This is a genomic window from Spirosoma knui, assembly GCF_054780635.1.
The window spans coordinates 344,907-365,110 of sequence record NZ_BAAGVY010000003.1; the positions used below are offsets into that span (position 1 = coordinate 344,907).

The 20,204-nt window shown below is 52.2% G+C and carries 20 protein-coding genes; 11 read left to right on the forward strand and 9 right to left on the reverse strand.

All coding sequences use genetic code 11. The annotated features are described in order from the left end of the window. Positions 1-3 precede the first annotated feature (3 nt). From ACYVIY_RS10055 to ACYVIY_RS10070, 4 genes are all read right to left on the reverse strand, one after another. Positions 4-834: an MbnP family protein gene (locus ACYVIY_RS10055; protein WP_460976195.1), complete on the reverse strand. Its 831-nt coding sequence runs from the start codon at positions 832-834 to the stop codon at positions 4-6. A 259-nt stretch (positions 835-1,093) separates the two neighbouring features. Next, positions 1,094-1,477 carry a hypothetical protein gene (locus tag ACYVIY_RS10060; RefSeq protein ID WP_460976196.1) on the reverse strand — a complete coding sequence of 128 codons (384 nt, stop codon included), beginning with the start codon at positions 1,475-1,477 and terminating at the stop codon, positions 1,094-1,096. A gap of 90 nt (positions 1,478-1,567) precedes the next feature. Then, positions 1,568-1,777 (reverse strand): cysteine-rich CWC family protein, encoded by a 210-nt coding sequence (locus ACYVIY_RS10065; protein WP_460976197.1) that lies wholly within the window; start codon positions 1,775-1,777, stop codon positions 1,568-1,570. Then, positions 1,764-2,315 (reverse strand): PAS domain-containing protein, encoded by a 552-nt coding sequence (locus ACYVIY_RS10070; RefSeq protein ID WP_460976198.1) that lies wholly within the window; start codon positions 2,313-2,315, stop codon positions 1,764-1,766. Before ACYVIY_RS10070 ends, ACYVIY_RS10065 begins: the two co-directional genes overlap by 14 nt. A gap of 402 nt (positions 2,316-2,717) precedes the next feature. On the opposite strand from ACYVIY_RS10070, the gene ACYVIY_RS10075 reads away from it, so the two are divergent. Continuing rightward, the gene (locus tag ACYVIY_RS10075; RefSeq protein ID WP_460976199.1) at positions 2,718-3,644 is read left to right on the forward strand and encodes a cation diffusion facilitator family transporter; all 927 of its coding nucleotides are present in this window, start codon (positions 2,718-2,720) and stop codon (positions 3,642-3,644) included. Between the two features lie 226 nt (positions 3,645-3,870). Here the strand turns inward: ACYVIY_RS10075 and ACYVIY_RS10080 are convergent, their stop codons facing one another. Further along, positions 3,871-4,191 (reverse strand): antibiotic biosynthesis monooxygenase family protein, encoded by a 321-nt coding sequence (locus ACYVIY_RS10080; protein ID WP_460976200.1) that lies wholly within the window; start codon positions 4,189-4,191, stop codon positions 3,871-3,873. Between the two features lie 67 nt (positions 4,192-4,258). Next, positions 4,259-5,056, reverse strand: coding sequence for an SDR family oxidoreductase (locus ACYVIY_RS10085; RefSeq protein ID WP_460976201.1), 798 nt, complete (start codon positions 5,054-5,056; stop codon positions 4,259-4,261). Positions 5,057-5,198: 142 nt separating this feature from the next. On the opposite strand from ACYVIY_RS10085, the gene ACYVIY_RS10090 reads away from it, so the two are divergent. From ACYVIY_RS10090 to ACYVIY_RS10125, 8 genes are all read left to right on the forward strand, one after another. Then, entirely contained in the window at positions 5,199-6,134 is a 936-nt protein-coding gene (locus ACYVIY_RS10090; RefSeq protein WP_460976202.1) for an NAD(P)/FAD-dependent oxidoreductase, read from the forward strand. Positions 6,135-6,455: 321 nt separating this feature from the next. Then, positions 6,456-8,273, forward strand: coding sequence for a family 43 glycosylhydrolase (locus ACYVIY_RS10095; protein WP_460976203.1), 1,818 nt, complete (start codon positions 6,456-6,458; stop codon positions 8,271-8,273). Between the two features lie 187 nt (positions 8,274-8,460). Continuing rightward, on the forward strand, positions 8,461-9,057 hold the full coding sequence (locus ACYVIY_RS10100) for an NAD(P)H-dependent oxidoreductase (RefSeq protein WP_460976204.1): 597 nt from the start codon (positions 8,461-8,463) through the stop codon (positions 9,055-9,057). Positions 9,058-9,249: 192 nt separating this feature from the next. Next, positions 9,250-9,741: a GNAT family N-acetyltransferase gene (locus ACYVIY_RS10105; RefSeq protein ID WP_460976205.1), complete on the forward strand. Its 492-nt coding sequence runs from the start codon at positions 9,250-9,252 to the stop codon at positions 9,739-9,741. A gap of 97 nt (positions 9,742-9,838) precedes the next feature. After that, the gene (locus ACYVIY_RS10110) at positions 9,839-10,897 is read left to right on the forward strand and encodes a serine hydrolase domain-containing protein (protein ID WP_460976206.1); all 1,059 of its coding nucleotides are present in this window, start codon (positions 9,839-9,841) and stop codon (positions 10,895-10,897) included. A gap of 143 nt (positions 10,898-11,040) precedes the next feature. After that, complete coding sequence (locus ACYVIY_RS10115) at positions 11,041-12,285, forward strand: MFS transporter (protein ID WP_460976207.1); 1,245 nt, start codon at positions 11,041-11,043, stop codon at positions 12,283-12,285. Positions 12,286-12,397: 112 nt separating this feature from the next. Continuing rightward, positions 12,398-12,847 carry a hypothetical protein gene (locus tag ACYVIY_RS10120; protein WP_460976208.1) on the forward strand — a complete coding sequence of 150 codons (450 nt, stop codon included), beginning with the start codon at positions 12,398-12,400 and terminating at the stop codon, positions 12,845-12,847. A gap of 25 nt (positions 12,848-12,872) precedes the next feature. After that, a complete protein-coding gene (locus ACYVIY_RS10125) occupies positions 12,873-13,406 on the forward strand; it encodes a hypothetical protein (protein ID WP_460976209.1) in 534 nt (177 codons plus the stop codon). A gap of 6 nt (positions 13,407-13,412) precedes the next feature. Here the strand turns inward: ACYVIY_RS10125 and ACYVIY_RS10130 are convergent, their stop codons facing one another. Both ACYVIY_RS10130 and ACYVIY_RS10135 read right to left on the reverse strand, forming a co-directional pair. Further along, positions 13,413-16,955, reverse strand: coding sequence for a carboxypeptidase regulatory-like domain-containing protein (locus tag ACYVIY_RS10130; protein ID WP_460976210.1), 3,543 nt, complete (start codon positions 16,953-16,955; stop codon positions 13,413-13,415). 60 nt (positions 16,956-17,015) lie between these two features. Next, positions 17,016-17,321 carry a putative quinol monooxygenase gene (locus ACYVIY_RS10135; protein WP_460976211.1) on the reverse strand — a complete coding sequence of 102 codons (306 nt, stop codon included), beginning with the start codon at positions 17,319-17,321 and terminating at the stop codon, positions 17,016-17,018. 89 nt (positions 17,322-17,410) lie between these two features. Between ACYVIY_RS10135 and ACYVIY_RS10140 the strand changes: the two genes are divergently transcribed. Further along, positions 17,411-18,382 (forward strand): aldo/keto reductase, encoded by a 972-nt coding sequence (locus ACYVIY_RS10140; protein ID WP_460976212.1) that lies wholly within the window; start codon positions 17,411-17,413, stop codon positions 18,380-18,382. Positions 18,383-18,453: 71 nt separating this feature from the next. On the opposite strand, the gene ACYVIY_RS10145 is transcribed toward ACYVIY_RS10140, so the two are convergent. Further along, the gene (locus ACYVIY_RS10145) at positions 18,454-19,161 is read right to left on the reverse strand and encodes an SDR family oxidoreductase (RefSeq protein ID WP_460976213.1); all 708 of its coding nucleotides are present in this window, start codon (positions 19,159-19,161) and stop codon (positions 18,454-18,456) included. Between the two features lie 68 nt (positions 19,162-19,229). Here ACYVIY_RS10145 and ACYVIY_RS10150 point away from each other — a divergent pair, with 68 nt between their 5' ends. Beyond that, positions 19,230-20,171 (forward strand): tryptophan 2,3-dioxygenase family protein, encoded by a 942-nt coding sequence (locus tag ACYVIY_RS10150; protein ID WP_460976214.1) that lies wholly within the window; start codon positions 19,230-19,232, stop codon positions 20,169-20,171. The last annotated feature ends 33 nt before the right edge of the window (positions 20,172-20,204 follow it).

Consider the following 20,204-nt stretch of genomic DNA (forward strand, 5'->3'; position numbering starts at 1 on the left):
CGGTTATTGCTTTTCATTGTGCACGTGATCAACCTCAAACATGGCCGTATAATTATTGGCAATGGAGGTTGCCACGGCAGGCGTATGGATACTGCTGGTAGTCGCCAGACTGATTTTGGTGGAGCCATCAAGAATTTTCAGGGCGTCGACAAACAGATGAACTTCAGGAGCGATGTCACCGCGCACGGTTGCTTTAGTCGCCATTGGCAAGGTGATCCGACGTAGATTGTTGACCGTTTTAGCACCCCCATTCCAGCCTCCACCGTAGCCGCCGACGTGGATCTGAAACTTACGATCCGGATCAAGTGTGGTTGGTATGGCCGATGATGTACCTTCCAGCTTCATGAAAATATAGCCCGAGTTCCACGACCAGTACATCCCATCGTCACCGTAGCTGGTAGGATCTAATACGCCCGTCCGTTCACCGGCTCCCCCAACGCTTTTCAGGCTATCGACGCCGATCAGAAATGACAGTTCGTTGTAATTACCAGCGGGTACGTCTTTCAGCGTGATCAACTGGGTTTTAGCGTCGGCCTGACGCACCAGAAAATACTGATCGGGAAACGTTACGGTAGTACCGTCCTCTTTTTTGAGCGCAATGTTACTCACGAAGTAGTTAAACGCCGTAACCGCAAATGGCTCTCCCGCTGCGGTTTTATACGCCGGATTGCCCAGCGCTAGCTTCTGGTCGCCCACGCGATTATCGAACTCAATAGACAAGGTATTTTTAGCGGCCGGGTCAATAGCACCTACTTCGTCTTTTTTACAGGCAACTATAGTTATGCTGGCTACCAAAGCCATTAATAGCATTCGAAGAAACGATTTGAGAAGCATAAGAAATGAATGTGTAAACTACTGGGTGTCAATAGATATAATAATACATAGCAAGCACCGTCCAGCAATAGAGTTGGTTGTGATTTAGCCAACTCATTCTGCTGTTCAGCGCGTGCCAAAGTGCGTTTTGACCAGAAAAGCCAATGGCATTCCCAGTGTCTTTGATGGACACAAGACACCACGTTTGATAAGGAATACGAGTAATTCAGCCGGCGAACGCCGATGAATAGGATACGTCTACGTGACGCTTAGGCCACGGTCAGACAGCGAATCCTGGCGGATGAAAAAGAGAAGAATGTGGCGCAGAATACGTAGCGAGGAGGTACGTAAACAAACGGGCCGACCGTTGCGCATAAGGCATTATCGGAAATGTATACGAGGCATATTCGTCGCAGAACAACTGCACCGTGGGCGTATTCTGTACGCGCTCGGTGGTTTCCTTGTCCTGTTTATCCTGTTGCGCTTTGAGCTTCTTAGCTAGGTAGCACTTCCCATCGCAATGGAGTTCGGGCTTGCTACGGTTTTCGCAAAGGACACGGGCGATATACGCTTTGTTAACCTGATAATACGCGATCGTTCCCCACGGGCTGACGGTCGGCAGCAGTGTTGCAAAAAGCAGCAGGAAAACAAGTACGTTTTTCATTATCGGCCGCAAAGGTAAAGCCCGAATACGTACCAGATGCGTTGACCGCCCAATTTTTGTTTGACTAACTAAAATTAACAGACGTTCTGTTTAAGGCTCCATTCGTTCGTGTTCACTACGTACTGCAACGAGACAGTCCGCGCAGAGACAGCCCGTGTACAACGTACTGATATGATGTCGCTGCCTTGCAGTCAGCACGACCGCCTGACACTGGCACGCGCCAATGGTGCCAGCGCGGCAGACGAACGTTCGTTTGCACCGTGGACAGGCAACCGCTTCGGTTACCTCAGCGAAGTCCATGCGGTTCAATTTCCTGTTCAAGCGCAACGAAGTTAACCACCTGTTTCTGGCGATTCATAATGGGCCAGATCGTTACCTGACACCAGTACGTTCGTTGATCTTTCCGGTAATTCAGCAGTTTCTCCGATACCCGCGTCTGTTGTTGAAGTCCCTCTTTGATACGTTGCCGGGTTAGCTGACAGGTACCGGCTCCCTGCAAAAAATCGGGCCGACGACCAACGGCTTCTTCTCTGCTATAACCCGTCATTTGTTCAAAGCGGTTGTTTACGTACTGGATTGTCTGGTCGGTACCAGTTACCACCACGGCCCACAGGCCCGACTTCAATTCATCGCGCAGTGACACTGGCAACAGCCACTCCTGCGTTTTCGCCAGGGCAGCCCAGCCCGTCAGGCCCGCACTTCCCAGAATAGACGCGTGGCCAAACTCCCAGCCGCTCCACAAGGGGGTAATCCGTGCCGTTTGATACTGTTCCGCAATTTGCTTGTCGTACGGTCCACTGAAATTCATAGTACGGATGGTGAGTAACGTCTTTGGCAAGCTGTTTCGCCAGGACGGTGATGGAGTTTCTACGGTCAATAACTAAGTTATCAGCGTTTTGATAGCTCGTTCTTCATTTTTTTTTAGCACTTGTACTACCGAGCCAACTAACAAAATCCGCTCCAAATGCCTGCGTTACAAATCATTGACTTGTTTAATTTCTTGCAAAACTACCGTAAAGAGAAGTACAGCCTTTACTTAATTACCTGTTTTTTCGCCAACTTCCCCTAAGCGCTGATTTGATGGATTAACTTTGACAACAAACATCAGTTGCGCCGGATTGCTTTATAGCTAACCGGTTAGTAGTTCGCGTTGGGTCATTGGTGCGATATAGTGACCCGGTTAATTTTGCAGAACGATTAACCAGTCTTCGGATGATGGTATCAACTAGATTTTTTACACATGGCGCATGACCATACGCACGAACACGACCACCATCATCACGGCCCTACTACGTTAACCAACGTCAATCGGGCGCTGATCATCGGCGCGGTACTGAATACCGCCTACGTAGCGGTGGAGTTTATTCTCGGGTTTTATTACAACTCGCTGGCTCTGGTCGCCGACGCGGGGCACAACCTCAGCGACGTAGCAGGGCTGCTGCTTTCGCTGCTGGCATTCCGGCTGGCGCGGGTTCGGAACACCACCAATTTCACCTATGGGTACCGGAAAAGTACCGTACTGGCTTCACTGACAAATGCCGTTATTCTGCTCGTTACCATTGGAGCGATTATCTGGGAGAGTATCCAGCGCTTCCGCCATCCCGAACCCGTTCCGGGTGGTCCGGTGGCCTGGGTTGCCGGATTTGGCATCATCGTTAATGCGACATCGGCGCTGCTATTTTTCAAAGACAAAGAGCATGACCTGAATATCAAGGGCGCTTACCTGCATCTCATGGCCGACGCCCTGGTTTCGCTCGGCGTAGTAATAGCCGGTATTGTAATCAGTTATACGAACTGGGTTTGGCTTGATCCCATCATCGGCCTTATCGTTGCCGCCGTAATTCTGGGTTCTACCTGGCGACTGTTAAGTGACAGTGTCCGGCTTTCGCTCGATGGTGTACCAACCGCTATTGATCTCAAAGCGGTATTGACCGACCTGCGCGCCGTAACGGGCGTTCGCGATGTGCATCATGTGCACGTATGGGCTATGAGTACAACCGAAAATGCATTAACAGCTCACCTTGTCGTGCAGCCGGGACTCTCCGACGCCGACATAACCGCGCTGAAAGCTGATGTTCGCCATCGGCTACAACATCTCGGCATTGGGCATGCTACGCTCGAAACCGAAGTGGTTGCCGAAAAAGACTGCGAAGCCGAAAGTTGTTAGTCTGCCCTTGCTTTTAGCCGCAAAGTCTTTCTTCGGCTAGCCTTGTGTATCTATTTGGCATTATCTGGCCAAACCGATTGCAATACGACTCCTTACCGATATAATGAATCAACTTCAACGTACTGACGCCCAAATTATCGGATAAACTAGCCTTTAGCGTGTTGGCCAGGTAATTAAGCAGAGATTGGTTGGCTGCCGACGTATCGACTGGCCTGAATAGAGTACGTTAGAGCACCTCAAAGCCGTAGTCACGCTCAACTTTACAAATCCGCGTCTTGTAGGTTTCGTACCACATTTTCCGGCCTCGCTCCTGTGCCAGTTGATGTTCAGCGTGTCGCTTCCAGATTCGGATGGCATCCAGGCTTTCCCAATACGAAACGGTGATCCCCAGTTCGTTACGAGCCGACTCGACGCCCAGAAAACCGGGCTGATGCTGCGCCAACTCAACCATACGGACGGCCGTATCGCCGTAGCCTTCGTCTACATCCGTACGAACTGAGGTAAAAATAACGGCGTAATAAGGGGGTTCGGGGGTTTCAGCGATCATAGGAAGACCTGTAAGGCTGGAGAAGGGAACGTTCAGCCTTACAGGTCTCGTAAAAATAACACCAATTTTATCCCATTATCAATGACTCGGCCCCATCAATCCAGATCGGCGTTCCGGTAATGTGGCTGGATTTATCAGAAGCCAGGAACAGTACCAGGTCAGCTACCTGATCGCTCGTGCCAGGTTTACCATCGGTAAGCGGGATTTTTCCTTCCGGAAATTCAACTGGCTCTTTCTCGCGTTCAATATCGCGTTTTTCAGTACTTTCTTCAATGTTTGTCTCAATAGCACCCGGACAAACCACATTTACGCGAATGCGGTGTTTGGCCAATTCCAGAGCCGCCATCTTGGTGAAAGCCACCTGAGCCGCTTTAGTCGACGAATACGCCGTAGCGCCGGTGTTGCTGAAGATACGCGTGCCGTTGACGGAGGCTGTAATGATAATCGATCCACCCTGCTGCTTGAGCATGGGTATGGCGTACTTGACGGTAAGAAACGTACCGGTCAGGTTGATGTTGATGGTTTTATTCCATTCTTCGGGTTCGAGTTCATCAATGGGTGCCCAAACGCCGTTCACTCCTGCGTTGGCAAACACAACGTCCAATCGACCGTAGTGCTGCTCAACTTCGGCGTAAACCTTCTGCATGTCCTCAGGGACGGACGTGTCCGCTGGAATGGCCATTCCATCCCCACCGGCTTGTTTGACTTCATCGATGGTTTTGTTGATTTCCTCAGCGGTACGACTTATCGCGATTATTTTCGCGCCTTCTTTAGCCAGTAATAAAGCCGCAGCTTTGCCAATACCTGAACCGGCACCCGTGACAAGTGCCACTTTTCCTTCCATTTCTCTGCGTTGAGTCTGCATTCCTTCTGCGTTTTAGTAACCAATTGACTGACCAACTCACTCTATCCGGTTTTGTTAAAATAAGATGTTTTACCACAAATGCAACATTGTTGCATTTGTGGTAAAACATCGATAGGTTTGCAATCAGAAAACAGATGCCCTAATGAATGCTATGGATAACTATGATGTGATTATTGTGGGGGGTAGCTATGCCGGTTTAAGCGCTGCTATGCTTCTCGGCCGTTCGCTGCGTAAGGTATTGGTCATCGATAGCGGAAAACCCTGTAATCGACAAACACCCCACTCGCACAGCTTCCTGACGCGCGACGGCGAAACCCCGGCTCAGATTGCAGCCATTGCCCGGGAGCAGGTATTGGCTTATCCTACGGTTGCATTGATCAACGACCTGGTCGGCCAGGCCCAAACGACCTCGACTGGTTTTATTGTTGAATCGGCCACCGGCCAGCAATTCACCTCACGCAAACTGATGCTGGCAACCGGGGTTGAAGACATTATGCCTGACATTGATGGGTTTGCGGCCTGCTGGGGTCGCACAGTGCTTCATTGCCCATTTTGCCACGGCTACGAGGTTCATAGCCAACCGCTGGGGATACTGGCAAATGGCGAAACGGCCTATGAGCTGGTGCGGCTTATTCAGCACTGGAGTAAAGACCTTACCTTGTTCACGAACGGCCCCGCTACGTTGGCCGATGAGCAACGACAAGTTATCGCCCAACTCGGCATTCCAGTTGTTGATCATGAAATCCGCAGGCTTGATCACGTGGGTGGTAACCTCCGGGCGCTTCAATTCCAGGACGGCACTCACCACGAACTAACTGCCATTTTCAGTCGAGTTCCGTTTCGTCAGCATTCGAACTTGGCCGAACAGCTAGGCGCTGAACCAACCGACATGGGTCTGGTTAAAGCGACTCCGTTGGGGCAGACCAATATTCCGGGACTGTATGTGGCCGGCGACAACTCCACCTTTATGCGTCAAGTTTCGGTTGCGGTCACGAACGGCAGTATGGCTGGCGTCGGCATACATAAAGAGTTGATGGAAGAAGATTTAGCTGCTATTTTATCGTCAGCCAGCGTCTGAAATCGGGTGACAAGTGGCTGTTGAAACTAATATTAAGGTATATGTATGATGAATTGCGGATTTCAACTACGTTAACCGTAAGACCAAGAAACTGCTGGCCTTTAGCTCGGACAAAGTCATTTGGGTTTTTACTAGCTCTCAGCAAGTGATGGTCGCCGAACGTATCGCCGACGCCTGGCTCACCATGAATCGCTCCGACGACCCGATGGCACCGTGATCTGGAGTTGCTCGACGGACAAACCTTCAACATTGGCCACTACCTCGCCGACGAAGGCATACAGGTGGAATAGTAAGACTAGTAATCTGGTGGCTTATAGGTGTATGAAACGCATCGCCTGGTTTTTCTACTTCACACTCTTAAGCAGCCTGGGACTCAACGCGCAATCCCGGCAACGGACGTATTGTAACCCGATGGACATCAGCTATCGGTACAATTTTGAGCAGTTAAATGAGAAAATATCCTACCGCTCCGGGGCTGATCCGGTCATTATAAACCACAAAAACGAGTATTACTTATTCGTCACAATTCAGGGGGGCTGGTGGCAATCCAAGGATCTGGTGAACTGGAAATACATCGTGCCGGATAAATGGCCCATGGAAGACATGTGCGCCCCGGCGGCCTTGTCGGTACGTGATACGTTATACTTATTCCAGTCGACCTTCGAACAGCGGCCCATTTTTATTTCCACGGAGCCCGAGAAAGGCAAACTGAAATTTTATAACCGCTGGCTCCCGCGCCTACCCAAAGACATTGGCCCCTGGGACCCTGCCCTCTTTCACGACGACGATACCGACAAATGGTACATGTACTGGGGCTCATCGAACGTGTATCCCATTTTCGGAGCTGAGTTAGACAAGAGCCGTAACCTTACCTATGCTGGTAACAACCCCGCGCAGGCGTATAAAGCGATGTTCTGGCTCGATCCCTATAAACACGGCTGGGAACGCTTCGGACCTAATCACTCCGACCCGTTTAAGCCGTTTACGGAAGGGGCCTGGATGACCAAGCACAACGGCAAATACTACCTGCAATACGGCGCGCCAGGTACCGAGTACAACGTATACGGCAACGGCACCTACGTCGGAAAAGACCCACTGGGGCCGTTTGAATACGCGCCATACAACCCGGTGGCCTACAAGCCAGGCGGATTTGCAACGGGCTGCGGCCACGGCAATACGTTTCAGGACAACTTTGGCAACTACTGGAATACAGGCACGACCTGGATTGGCTACAACTGGGGGATGGAACGACGGATCGTGATGAACCCGGCCGGTTTCGACAAAGACGATCAAATGTTTGCCAACACCCGCTTCGGCGATTTTCCGCACTACTTGTCTACTAAAAAGATCAATACCGAGTCGGGGCAAAATACGGATGCGTTATTTACGGGCTGGATGCTTCTCTCCTACCGCAAGCCCGTTGTGGCGTCATCAACGCTGGCAGCCGCCCCGACCGATACGCTCACCGCCGACCGGGTAGCCGACGAAAACCCACGAACGTTCTGGGTAGCCGGACGTAACAAACCCGGTGAGACGTTAACCATAGATCTGGGCGGTGAGCGCGATGTCAAGGCCGTGCAGGTCGATTACATTGATTACAAGCAGACGATCTTCGACTCGGACTCGACGGTGTATACTCAGTTTAAGATTCTGACCTCGACTGACAACAAAAAGTGGGAGGTGGTAGCTGATTTGACGAAGGAACCCAAGCGCGACCGGGCCTGTGCGTATGTCGAATTAGACAAACCCACCCGCGCGCGTTACGTTCGCTATGAGCATGTGTACGTTGCCGGACCGACCCTGGCTATCAACGCCTTCCGCGTATTTGGCAACGGCTCCGGCAAAACCCCGGCTACACCGGCCCTATTGACGGCAAAACGCCAGAAAGATCAACGTAACGCCGATCTGAAGTGGAGCAAAGTGCCTGGTGCCGTAGGCTACAACATCCGCTGGGGCATTGCCCCCGACAAACTCTACCAGACGTACCAGTTCTGGAACGATCAGCCCAACACGTTCGAGCTTCGCGCCTTAAACGTCGACGTACCGTACTATTTTGCGATTGAGGCCTTCGATGAAAATGGCGTTTCGGCCTTAAGCAAAGTAGTTGACGACGGGTCGGCCCTTGGCAATAAGAAATGATGTATCCGAATCTGATTGGGCAGTGAACCTGCAACAACTCTACCAGGTAGCTAAATAGCTGACGTGCGACCCTTCGACTCCACTCAGGGTGACATTTCATCAGGTAGTTGTTATCCTGAGCGGAGTCGAAGGGTCGCGCGTTAGCAAAGGTTGATAGCTACGTATTCGCCATACTATTTGATCCAAAATGAACATTTTAGTTATCTATAGCCATCCGAGCAGAAAATCGTACACGTTTCAGGTATTGGAACAACTGAAAAAGGTATTATCAGACCAGAATTGGCATGTTGAAATTTCTGATTTGTATGCAATGGATTTTCAGAGCGATATGACTGAAAACGAATACGAACGGGAAGGATTTGCCAAAACTGAACTGCCGCTACCAGGTGACATAATCGAAGAACACAGAAAGATTGAACATGCGGACTGCATCATTTTTCTCTATCCAGTTTGGTGGAGCGACTGCCCGGCAAAGTTGAAAGGCTGGTTTGACCGGGTTTATTCGGTTGGGTACGCCTACGGTCAAAATGACAAAACGACCAAAATGAAACCCGTCAAATGCGGCCTCGTCATCTGTACAGCAGGACACCCTAACGCTTTTTTAACCGAAATTGGAATCGCCCAAAGTATGCAGACCGTCATGTTGGACGATAGGCTGGGGAAGCGGTTTATGCATAAAGAAATGCTTATACTCGGCGGCACGTTAGACCTTGATAAAGTCAGACAAAAACACCAACTACAACTTGAGGAATTGGTAACAAAACTAAAGAATTACTGTGCCTAACTATGGTACGCCCAAAAAACAGGCTACCAGTAAAGTTGAGTGACGGACTAATTTCAAGCCCAGATAAAGAAAAAAACAAGCGCAAGTTCGCTGCCGAAACAACGTTCTGTGATTTAACTTTTGTAACAGATAATGGCCTTGTCTATCAGAGGCTAATTCATCTGCTTCGGTATTATATCCATCATTGTATTCATGCAATTCACCTTTAGAAGTGACCAGCCCGACGTCGCCATTACGGTGTTGCGGGAAGTTGAACAATGGCTGATCGATAGTGGACGAGAACTGTGGGGAATCGATGACCTGACCCATCAGAAGTTAGTCGATGAGCATACAGAGGGGAATCTTTATGTGATGTACGCCGACAATGAACCCGCGGCTGTTTTCATTCTGCAATGGTCCGATCCGCTGTATTATCCCGATGTGCCCGCTAATACCGCCGGTTTGATCCACAAGGTAGCCATCCGACGCCAGTTTGCCGGGCGGGATTTATTCCGGCAGGTACTCCTGTTCTGCCAGCAGCAGTGCATTGAACGTGGCATCCACGAGATTCAGTTGGAAACCGATGCCACACGACCGGCACTGGTCCAGTTTTACGAGCGCTACGGCTTCCGGCCTACCTACCGACGACTGGTCGAAGAATTCGGACGAACCTATGACTGTCAGTATTACGTCCTGGTGTTTTAACGTATTGGATTCCTGCTTAAATTTAAAGCCTGTTAATTCGATTAAACCATTGGACAGTAAGCTGATCAATGGTTTGCGACCACCGTACTGATGACTTATGAAACCGGCTTGTTTCCTGCTTATCGTATTAAGTATCTCGGCTGCGTTTGGCCAGTCTAAACCCGCTGTTAGCCCGACCAAATCAACGTCTTCTCCTCCGGACGCTAACCTGCAACTCGCCTGGCAGTACTGCCAGCAATCGGGCACGCGGGCCATGTTGGTCATGCACGACGGCAAAGTCGTTTTTGAGCAGTACGCCAATGGCGGTTCGGCCACCCGTCCCCAGCTACTGGCCAGCGGCAGCAAAAGCTTCAATGGAGTGCTGGCCGAAGCGGCCGTAGAAGATGGTATCCTTAAGCTCGACGATCGCGTGGCCGACGTCATTACGGAGTGGAAAAGCGACCCGCAGAAGTCGCAGATTACGTACCGTCAGTTGCTAACGCTCACCAGCGGCTTATCGCCGGGCAGCATCCGAGGCAAGCTGGGTCTGGCGGGCTGGAAGGACGTACTGACGGTACCTATGGTGTCGGCTCCGGGCGAGAAATTCGATTATGGGGGCAATCACCTCAACGCCTTCGCGGCTGCACTTCAGCGCAAGCTCAAAACCGAAACCTACGAGAGCTACCTCAAACGACGGATTCTGGACCCGCTGGGCATTACGTTGACCTGGCGCGGCCGGTTCGATGATGGCAGTCCACAAGTAGCCGGTGGCGGCTTTATAACCGCTCGTGACTGGGCTACGTTTGGCGAATGGATTCGCCGGGAAGGGAACTGGAATGGTAAGCAGATCATTGCCAAAAATCGTCTGGCCGAATGCTTCGTCAGCACTCCGCAAAACCCCGCCTACGGCCTGACATGGTGGCTGCGTAGACCCGTAAGCCCCGACATCATTCAGGCCATTCCCGTATTACGGAGCGAAGCCGGTCCATTTCTCAGTACTCCCAATCTCCCCGACGACATTGTGATGGCGGCCGGAGCCGGTAAGCAACGGCTCTATATTATCCCCTCCCTGAAGTTGGTGGCCCTGCGCCAGGGACCCATGCTCACTCCGAATGCGGAGTATGCGGATGTTGAATTTTTGAATCGACTGCTACTCGGCAAAGCGGCCCGTCAGTAACCAACGTACCGGTTTGCTCCAACAGAAGCACTGAAACAAATCAGATTGGCGTCGTGAACGTGTATACGTAACAAACCCAATGGCTCAACCTTGGGTTTGTTACGTATACACCGGCTCAGTACAGCCGAAAAAATGCTTTATCCATGCTAAGCGACCGCCGTCTGCTTCAGATTTACGCCATTATTCTCATTGATGTTATTGTCGGCTCGGCGGTAGGGCCAGTTCTCCCCCAGTTTGTAAAAGGCCTGGAACGGCCCCAGCTTTGGCTGGCCGTGGGGACAGCCCTTTTTCTGGGTGTGCAACTGTTCTCGGCTCCCCTGCTAGGCAAACTTTCTGATGGGTACGGCCGACGACCTATTTTTATCGTTTCGGCCATTGGTACGTTCCTCGCCGACTGTCTGCTACTGCCCGTTCGGGTCGGGTTTTACTTCGCCAACCGGCTGAGCGATGGCACTACCAACGGCATGTATGCTACAGTTCGGTCGGCCATTACCGATATTTCGCCCAAAGAACAATTATTTAGAAACCTGGGTATCGAAGGGGCCATTATCTCGCTGGGTTTTGTGATCGGCCCGGCCGCTGCGGGCCTGCTCCTAACTACGTTCGACGTGGTGGAGGGCGAACAGGCGCGGGTCGTAGCGATTATGGCAGTTGCGTTATCGAGTATCAACATGCTGCTGAGTTGGACCTTGCGCGAAACGCACCCAAACCCACCCGGCGTGGCTGTAGCCATGCTCAAGTCAGAAATTATCCAGTCGTTGAATGTCCATACCCTTTGGTCTCGCCTGACAGCTAAAGACCGGCAGTATCGGAAAGCCGGGCTGGGGCGACTGAAACAACTGGTGCTCATGCAGCTAGCCTTAACCTTAAGTACAGGTTATTACAACTACTTTGTTACGTTCGCCAGCTTCGGTGAACTGCGCATGGACGCCAAAGATATTTCGTACTTCTTCATGTATTTCGGCGCCTTGAGTATCGTCATCAGCTACGTCTTCTACGCCTATATCGCCGATCGCATTAACCAGCGCCGGGCTATTTTTTGGTTTGCCTTGATTGGCGCACCGATATTAGCCGGTTATGGCCTGGTTGGTTCATCGATGCTTTGGCTATACATTCTGATTACGATCGACTGTCTGACGATGTCGCTTATCCAGGGACTGATTGAAGGCCTGATGGCCCAGTGTACGACTGACGAAGACCGGGGTGAAATCTTTGGTATTAACCAAGCTTTACAGGGTATCGCCAGCTTTACTACGACCCTCGTTTTCGGTGCTTTATCCCTCCTGGATCTGCGTATACCCTTCGGCTGGTTCGGTTTTTGTCTGGCTGCCGTAGCCTGGCTGGCTAATGGACAACTCAAGCAGGCAAAAGCTACTGCCTTACCCTAATTTTCGAAAATTTATCGCATCAACCGTTTGCGAATTGGGCTTCGTTTCGACTAAAGAATTGTCTACCTTAACTAACACAATGACAGAGTCATGGTTGATAACCGATAGATCTATGACAAACCGAATAATCGTAATTCTATGCAGGGTTCACACACCGCTGTTAGTGTTCGCCATGAGCCTACTGCTGCTGGCGGGTTGCTCGAAATGGAACGTAGCGCCCAAAGAGCTGGAGGCCGTTTCTACCCTGCCGAACCTGCAGGTTTCCAACGTCGATGTGTTTGCAATATCCGGCCGGGGCTGGAGCGCTACGTTTACGCTTAACTTAGACCCTAAACCCAACGTAGCTATTAAAGAACTGGGCGTGTGCTATTCGTCGACGAACAAATTGCCATCGCTGGTCGATGCAACCGGGGCTACGGCCACTGCCAAAGCGAAAGACGTTACGTTGCCCAACTCGATCGGTGTGCTTGTCACCGTTAAAACGACGTATTACTACCGGGGCTACGCGCTTTTCGAAGACGGCCGGGTCAGCTACAGTAAAGTAGATTCGTTTGCGCCTTGATGATGAGCTGACTAAACCGATTTTCATGCGCCTGCTTTCTCACCTAACGCTTAGTCTGCTTATTGGCCTGACCGGTTGCCAGTCGCGCCAGGAGCCCAAACCCGATCAATACGTAGTACCGGCGGAGGTTGAGCGGTACGTTCAGGCGTTTCGCAACGAAGCGCAGCAACGGAATCAGGCCATTTCGATTACCAATCTGGTTATCCAATTTGGTGCTACGTCAGGCCGCGATGTCTGCGGCCAATGTTCGCTGGAGGCTGGTAAACCGCCAACTATTACGTTAAGCATGGAGCCGTACTGCTGGCAGAACGCCAGTGAAGCGGAGCGCGAATGTCTGGTGTTTCATGAGTTGGGCCATTGTCTGCTCAATCGGGCGCACAACACAGCACGTCTCCCGAACGGAGCCTTCGGGAGTCTGATGAATCCTGACGATGTCAGCGTGTACGCCACCTGTCGGTATCCGATTGGCGATGAGGTTTGCGACAAACGTCCCCGGCGACTTTACTACGTTGACGAGTTGTTCAACGCTAATACGCCCGCACCAGCCTGGGGAAATTGATTGTTTCTACTGTACCTCGATAAATCCGCTTTTGACCACTGGACGCCCATCTCGGGTGATACCCTGCACAGTTACCCGCAGGGTCCGCACCACATCCGAAAGCGGAAAAATCAGCCGGGTATGTCCACTCGTATCGGTTTGCAGAATGGGTTTCCAGTATAACACATCCCGCCGGTCAACGGCCGATGTTTCGTCAATTTCGCCTTCGTAGCGCGGCACGTAAAACTCCCGAACTACCGACGGGAACCCGATAACCTGTAAGGGTATCATGCCGGATTTCGTTTTGCTGTCTTTATCCGGACGAAACCGTTTGGTGTAAAAGGCGATCACACCATTCCCGCCCCGAACGCCATAGATACCGGTTGACCCTCCGTTTTTGAGGACTTCTATACGCTCAATATCGCCGGGGTTAAAACTCAGCAGCGATGTACCTTCCTCACCCGTAACGGGCATACCATCCATCAGGTAAAGAGGTTCGGTACTACTCACAAACGTACCAATCCCCCGGATAATGACGCTGTAGCCACTACCCGCTGATACCGATGACAGCTGAGATACACTTACACCCGGCACTTTTCCTCTCAGCATTTCATAGAGGTTTGCGTACCGCGGCCCGTTCTCCTCAAATGTTATCGTTGCATCGGCTCCACTATGTAAGCTCATGCGTCGGATGTCTTCGGCTGCCGGGTCACGTTTACGGGCTTTGACGGTTACTTCTTTTAATACTTTGACGGTTTTGTCGCGATATAACGTTGGGTTCGACTCCTGCCGGACCCGGGCGGCTTCGAGTTGAGCCTTCAGGGCTAGCCAGTCCGGCGCGATACGTTCTTCGTCAGTTTTCCACCTTGTTCCTACCCTATCGAGTTCAATCCGCGCATCGGTAACGGGTATGTCTTTAAACTGCCGATTGGTGAGCTGCGCCAATAACTGCGTTGTGTCGGCGATGGGTAAACCCGCCAATCGAAAACGGCCCCGCTCATCAGCGCCCGCCGAGCGCACAAACGACCGCCCCGACGCCGTTGACGCCAAAATAAGCTGTGTGCCCGGCATCGGCTCATTTTTGGGGTTTATAATACGTCCGGAAACCGACACGCCCCCACCCAGTTCATCGTCGGGCTTGCCGTGAACCCGTCGCCAGCCCTGCGTCAGTAATAAATCGTCTAACGCCCGACGGGTCGTGGGTGCATTGTCTTTGAGGTAAAAATTAGGTTCTTCCACCCGGCCCCGCAGTTCGTCGGTCAGCAACAAATGCGTTTGCACGGTAGCGGCTGCTGTATCGTCGGGTATTTGGGCCGCGTCGGTTATGGATGCCGACAGGGTGGCCACCGCTGGTTGTCCGTCATCGTTCAGGTTCATGTTCAGCACTACTGACTCGCGGGGTTTGTACCGGGCTTTGTTAGGCGTCAGCACCACCCGTACCGGTGGCAGCCGATCCGGAATGAACACCAGCCGCTCCGCCTGCGGCCGAGCGATGCCATCGTAAAGGGTAATCTGGATCAGGCCCGCTGGCAGCGTAGCTTTGGGAATTATCAATTGAGCGCTACCGTCCTGCAACTGCACTTTCTGTTGACCTACAAGCTGGCCCCGCTGCTCCAGCAGTACGTATACCGGGTCGGCGCTAAAGCTACTGGTGGCCGCGATCCGGATAATAAGCAGGTTCGTATCACTGACGGCATCGGCTGAAACGATTAGCCCCTGCGCTTCGCAGGTGGGCAGCAGTACAAACTGTTTCTGGCCGTTCTGGTCGGCTTCGGCATAATATTTATGCCCGAGTTTAGGCGTCATCGATACGCTGCCCATGCCAAACCGATTACAGGCAAACCGAACCAGTTCGGTACCGGTACTGTCGACAATCCGGCCTGCGATGGCCCGGCCGCGCCCATCCGGAGCGGTCACTTTGATACCTAACCGGGCAGGTAACCCCGCAACCCAACGGCCACCTTCGGGCAGCAGCTGCACATCCAGAGTCGCTTCGGTTTTAGTCAGCTTTCCTAAACCCGTCCCCTGCATCAGGTTGTACACGGCAACGGACCGTTCAAATGCCGGGCGATTTAATCCATCGTCTTCATCGGTATAAGCTCGTAGCCGATACGTACCCGATGCTAACGAGTCGGACAGGCGGAAATCGCCTACTGCTCTGCCGTCTTTTACGTATATCCACTGGTGTTGCACCAACTGCCCCGAAGGAGCCAGCAAATCAACCTGCAAGGCCGTTTCGCCAATGGGCAGCCGACGCGTGGGGGCATCAAACACATACGCACTTAACCATAACCGGTCGCCCGTGGCGTAGAACGGCTTATCAGTCTGGACAAACACGCCCGGTGCCAAGTTCCGAAACCGCTTTGTAAACTCCTCCGTTATCCGGCCCATACGCGCATCGGGCGGCAGCAGTTGCCCTTTGGCCAAAATTGGAGCCGACGCGTTGGGTTGGTTATCGCTGCCGGCTGGTTTCCAATCGGCAGGCAGCAAGGTCGCGAGGCCCTGTTCGGCCAGCGAGCCCTGAATTTCCATACCGCTGGGCAGGGTAATCCAGCCGTCGGTCGTGAACTGCATCTGCTTATAGGGCAGCATCAACTGCGAATAAGCGAAACGGGCATCGCGATAAGGCGAGTAGGAGGACGTAGCACCGGTGTAAAAAATAGCCAGTTGCTTATCCGACACCAACCGGCGCTCAAAAGCGAGTTTCCCCGGCAGAATCAGTTCTGGGAGTTTTAAAGGCAGCAGCCGCCGACCGATGGAAGCCTGCAACGTAGCGGGCGTTCCGGGCGTCGTAATGGGAACACGGAGATCTTCCTGATAGACCAAAAATCCTTCCTGCTGATACGTCCCCGAGACTAAACTGGCCATCAGATGACGTAGTGATCCCTGGTAGGCCTTTATCCGGTTCCGGCGAAACCGGTTAGCCTGGCGTTCGTCAGCCGCGGGTAGTTCTTCGAACCGCGCCGAACCACCGTAATGCACATGCTGCCGGTAGACATCGAAATGCTGTAGATCGTAAAAGAGCCGATAGCCCATCGCCTGGTTTTCGATGGTCAGCGGTTCGCTAGCTGTCGCCGTCAGCCGACCATCAGTTTCCGTAAACTCCAGTACGTAACTGTTGGCAATGAGGCATTGATTGCCGTAGAGATCCCCGAGCAGGTGTCGTTTAAACTCCCGCAACTGCCGTTCCCAGACCTTATCTTTTTTGCGGGCCTTCACCGTTACGTCGGCCAGCACCTGGTTGTTCGGTTTGAGCGCAAAGTTCAGGGGTTTAGGCTGCGTGTCGTCGATGCGTACGGTACGTCGTTCGGTTTCATAGCCCAAAAAAGAAGCCACTACGTCAACCGTACCCAGCTGCACAGCTGGAAGCACAAATTTCCCTTGTTCGTCGGTAGCGGCTCCCTGGGTGGTGTTGTTCAGGTAGACATTGGCGAAAGGCAGGGGCTTTCCTGTCGCAGCATCCGTTACGTGCCCCGTGAGTTTGGTAGTCGTTGTTTGCCCGAGCGCATCGACAGCGCACCGCCCGACAAAGCAGCTAATCAACAACCCATATAAGAGCCAGCGTTTCATGAGTGCTAAGGGACGACAAACGTATAACTCAGAAAGCCGGGCGAACCGTATTTTTACCTATTAACTCGATTGATCCACTACCTCAAGCGTATTGCCCGAAAACGCAATGGCTTTCTCGGCAAACAATACTTTAGTAGCCGCCCAGGTGGTGCGAAATAGCTCGCTTTGCCGATACGCTTCCAGGGCCTCGGCTGACTCCCACAAACTGTGCGTCATTCGGACGTTCGGATGATCCGGATCGCGCAGCAGTTCGAGGTGATGGTTACCGGGAAACGCCCGGATGTGGTGCTTGGAACGGTCGAAAATGCTGTGGAAATCGGAAAGTTTATCTTCCTGAAAGGTCATACGAACAATGCGAACGAGCATAAAAAACTAAGTTTTATGTTTGTGGTTTCAAGTGTACAGTTGTTACAAACAACGGCAACACGAAAATCATAAACCTTTATTACTATCGAATGGAATACCGTACGTTTGGCCGCACCGGCTGGGAAGTTTCCGAAATTGGCTACGGCATGTGGGGTCTGGCAGGCTGGACTGGCTCGGAACGGGATACGATTGAGAAAGCCCTCGACCTGGCCGTTGAGCGCGGCTGTAATTTCTTTGACACGGCCTGGGGCTACGGCGAAGGGCTGAGTGAGCAGATTCTGGGCGAACTCCTGAAACGTAACGCTGGTAAAAAGCTGTACGCAGCCACCAAGATTCCACCCAAGAACCGCCAGTGGCCCTCGAAACCCGAGTTTCAGCTGGACGATGTGTTTCCGGCGGATTACATTGTCGAATACACCGAAAAAAGCCTGAAAAACCTGGCCGTCGATACCATCGACCTGATGCAGTTCCACGTCTGGGAAGACGGTTGGGCTGACCGGGACGACTGGAAAGAAGCCATTAGAAAACTCACCGAGCAGGGCAAAGTGCAGGCCTGGGGTATTTCAGTCAACCGCTGGGAGCCGGACAACAGTCTCAACACGTTACGTACCGGTCTGATCGACGCGGTGCAGGTTATTTACAACATCTTCGACCAGAATCCGGAAGACAATCTGTTTCCCCTCTGCCGCGAACTGAATTTGGGTGTTATTGCCCGCGTCCCCTTCGACGAAGGCACCCTTACCGGTACGTTCACCAAGGAAACGACCTTTCCGGCCGATGACTGGCGCTCTACGTATTTCGTTCCCGAGAACCTGAACAGCAGTGTCGATCATGCCGACGCGCTCAAACCGCTTATTCCGGAAGGCATGACCATGCCCGAAATGGCGCTGCGGTTCATCCTGAGTAACCCTGACGTACATACGACCATTCCTGGTATGCGGCAACTACGTAACGTCGAAGCCAACACCGCTGCCTCCGACGGAAAAGGTCTGCCTTCTGAATTGCTACAGGAGCTAAAGGGCCACCGCTGGGACCGGACGCCAACCGAGTGGAGCCAGTAGAGACATAAGTCTGCTAACCGACGAATGATAGGTATAAAGTCATTCGTCGATTAGCAGACATTCATATCACTTTAATACTCCTGTTCCAGCGGGTGAACCATGAACTCGTCGATGACGACGTGGGCGGGGCGGCTAACGATGAACAGCATCGACTCGGCCATGTCCTCATTTTTAAGCCAGTTTTTTGACGTCTCGTGGCCATGCCCTTTTTCGTGGAAATGCGAGTCGACCAAGCCTGAATATACGCCCGTTACTTTGATACCAAACGGTCGAACTTCCTTACGTAACGCGCCCATAAACGCTTCCTGTGCGTATTTACTGGCCGTGTAAAGCGAGCCACCCGCAAATGTCCGTTTCGCTACGTCCGACGCCACGACTACGATATGCCCCGAACCTTGTGCTTTCAGCGCAGGCAAGGCCGCTTTGGTGAGTAAGAATGTCCCCTTTACGTTCGTCGCCATGAGATTATCCCATTCATCGACGGAAATCTCATTCACGTTCTTGAAGATGCCGTAACCCGCGTTGTTGATCACAACGTCAATGCGGCCGAAACGATCCAGAGCTGTCTGCACAATGCGTTGCATATCGGCTTCGCTCGTCACGTCGCCCGGTATAGCAATAACCTTACCCTGACCATCCGCTTCAACCTGCTTGAGCTCAATCACATTCCGAGCCGTAACGACCACGTTCGCACCATGCTGGGCCAGGAGTAGCGCCGTTGCCCGACCGATCCCACGCGAGGCACCGGAAATGATAACCGTTTTGTTTTCTAAAGTCATTGTCTGGACATTTGGGTACAAAGAACGAAAAGAAATTGTAGTCAACTTTACACTTCAGTCAACACACGATGCACGAATCCATAGCTGATAAACTCAACCAACTGGAGCAGAAATTTGCAGCCATGGGCCAGGATATGGCCTCTTACCTTGAAGGGTTGCTGCAAGCGGATTACCTCACGTATTGGGATTACGTTCACCTCGAAACGCTGCTGTCGTTACAGACACCCAAAACGGCCTATCCCGATGAACTGATCTTTATTACGTATCATCAGATCACCGAATTGTATTTCAAGCTGATCCTGCATGAGATTGGCCAGATTGCCGATACCCAGCCACTAACAGCAACGTTCTTCGCGGAGCGGATGGGCCGCGTCAACCGCTATTTCGATTTACTGGAGCAGTCGTTCAGCATCATGGTTACGGGTATGGAGCGGGAGCAATTCCTGAAGTTTCGAATGGCTCTTTTACCCTCCAGCGGCTTTCAGTCCGTGCAGTTTCGGCAGATCGAGATCGTCTCCACGGACTTTATCAATTTAGTCCTTGCGCCAGAGACATCGGCCGACCACAAGCCCCTCGCTGAGCTGTATGATTCCATCTACTGGAAACGGGGCGCAACCGAGTTAGCTACCCAGCAGAAAACGTTAACCCTCCGACAATTCGACCAGCACTACGGCGACCAATTGGTTCGATTAGCCGAAGCCTACCAGCCCAAAAACCTATACCAGCGGTACAAGCAGTTAGATCAGGCGGGTTCGGCTACTGACGAGTTGATTGCCGCCCTACGGGAGTACGATTGGCGGGTGAACGTTCGCTGGAAACTAGCTCACCTCCGCTCGGCGGTCCGGTACCTACACGAAGAGCCCGAAGACATCAAAGCGACGGGGGGCACCAATTGGCAGTCATACTTACCGCCTATTCAGCAGCAGCGGGTATTTTTCCCAAGTTTGTGGTCGATAGCCGAACTACAGAATTGGGGGCAATCTGTTCATCTACCAGTTGGGCAGTTGTAATACAGAATGAACCCTATTCGCTTACACCCTATT

Bases quoted from the DNA above. Each gene is read 5' to 3' on its own strand.
- ACYVIY_RS10055 (WP_460976195.1), bottom strand. From the start codon at position 834: ATGCTTCTCAAATCGTTTCTTCGAATGCTATTAATGGCTTTGGTAGCC.
- ACYVIY_RS10060 (WP_460976196.1), bottom strand. From the start codon at position 1,477: ATGAAAAACGTACTTGTTTTCCTGCTGCTTTTTGCAACACTGCTGCCG.
- ACYVIY_RS10065 (WP_460976197.1), bottom strand. From the start codon at position 1,777: ATGGACTTCGCTGAGGTAACCGAAGCGGTTGCCTGTCCACGGTGCAAA.
- ACYVIY_RS10075 (WP_460976199.1), top strand. From the start codon at position 2,718: ATGGCGCATGACCATACGCACGAACACGACCACCATCATCACGGCCCT.
- ACYVIY_RS10080 (WP_460976200.1), bottom strand. From the start codon at position 4,191: ATGATCGCTGAAACCCCCGAACCCCCTTATTACGCCGTTATTTTTACC.
- ACYVIY_RS10085 (WP_460976201.1), bottom strand. From the start codon at position 5,056: ATGCAGACTCAACGCAGAGAAATGGAAGGAAAAGTGGCACTTGTCACG.
- ACYVIY_RS10090 (WP_460976202.1), top strand. From the start codon at position 5,199: ATGAATGCTATGGATAACTATGATGTGATTATTGTGGGGGGTAGCTAT.
- ACYVIY_RS10095 (WP_460976203.1), top strand. From the start codon at position 6,456: ATGAAACGCATCGCCTGGTTTTTCTACTTCACACTCTTAAGCAGCCTG.
- ACYVIY_RS10100 (WP_460976204.1), top strand. From the start codon at position 8,461: ATGAACATTTTAGTTATCTATAGCCATCCGAGCAGAAAATCGTACACG.
- ACYVIY_RS10105 (WP_460976205.1), top strand. From the start codon at position 9,250: ATGCAATTCACCTTTAGAAGTGACCAGCCCGACGTCGCCATTACGGTG.
- ACYVIY_RS10110 (WP_460976206.1), top strand. From the start codon at position 9,839: ATGAAACCGGCTTGTTTCCTGCTTATCGTATTAAGTATCTCGGCTGCG.
- ACYVIY_RS10115 (WP_460976207.1), top strand. From the start codon at position 11,041: ATGCTAAGCGACCGCCGTCTGCTTCAGATTTACGCCATTATTCTCATT.
- ACYVIY_RS10120 (WP_460976208.1), top strand. From the start codon at position 12,398: ATGACAAACCGAATAATCGTAATTCTATGCAGGGTTCACACACCGCTG.
- ACYVIY_RS10125 (WP_460976209.1), top strand. From the start codon at position 12,873: ATGCGCCTGCTTTCTCACCTAACGCTTAGTCTGCTTATTGGCCTGACC.
- ACYVIY_RS10130 (WP_460976210.1), bottom strand. From the start codon at position 16,955: ATGAAACGCTGGCTCTTATATGGGTTGTTGATTAGCTGCTTTGTCGGG.
- ACYVIY_RS10135 (WP_460976211.1), bottom strand. From the start codon at position 17,321: ATGCTCGTTCGCATTGTTCGTATGACCTTTCAGGAAGATAAACTTTCC.
- ACYVIY_RS10140 (WP_460976212.1), top strand. From the start codon at position 17,411: ATGGAATACCGTACGTTTGGCCGCACCGGCTGGGAAGTTTCCGAAATT.
- ACYVIY_RS10145 (WP_460976213.1), bottom strand. From the start codon at position 19,161: ATGACTTTAGAAAACAAAACGGTTATCATTTCCGGTGCCTCGCGTGGG.
- ACYVIY_RS10150 (WP_460976214.1), top strand. From the start codon at position 19,230: ATGCACGAATCCATAGCTGATAAACTCAACCAACTGGAGCAGAAATTT.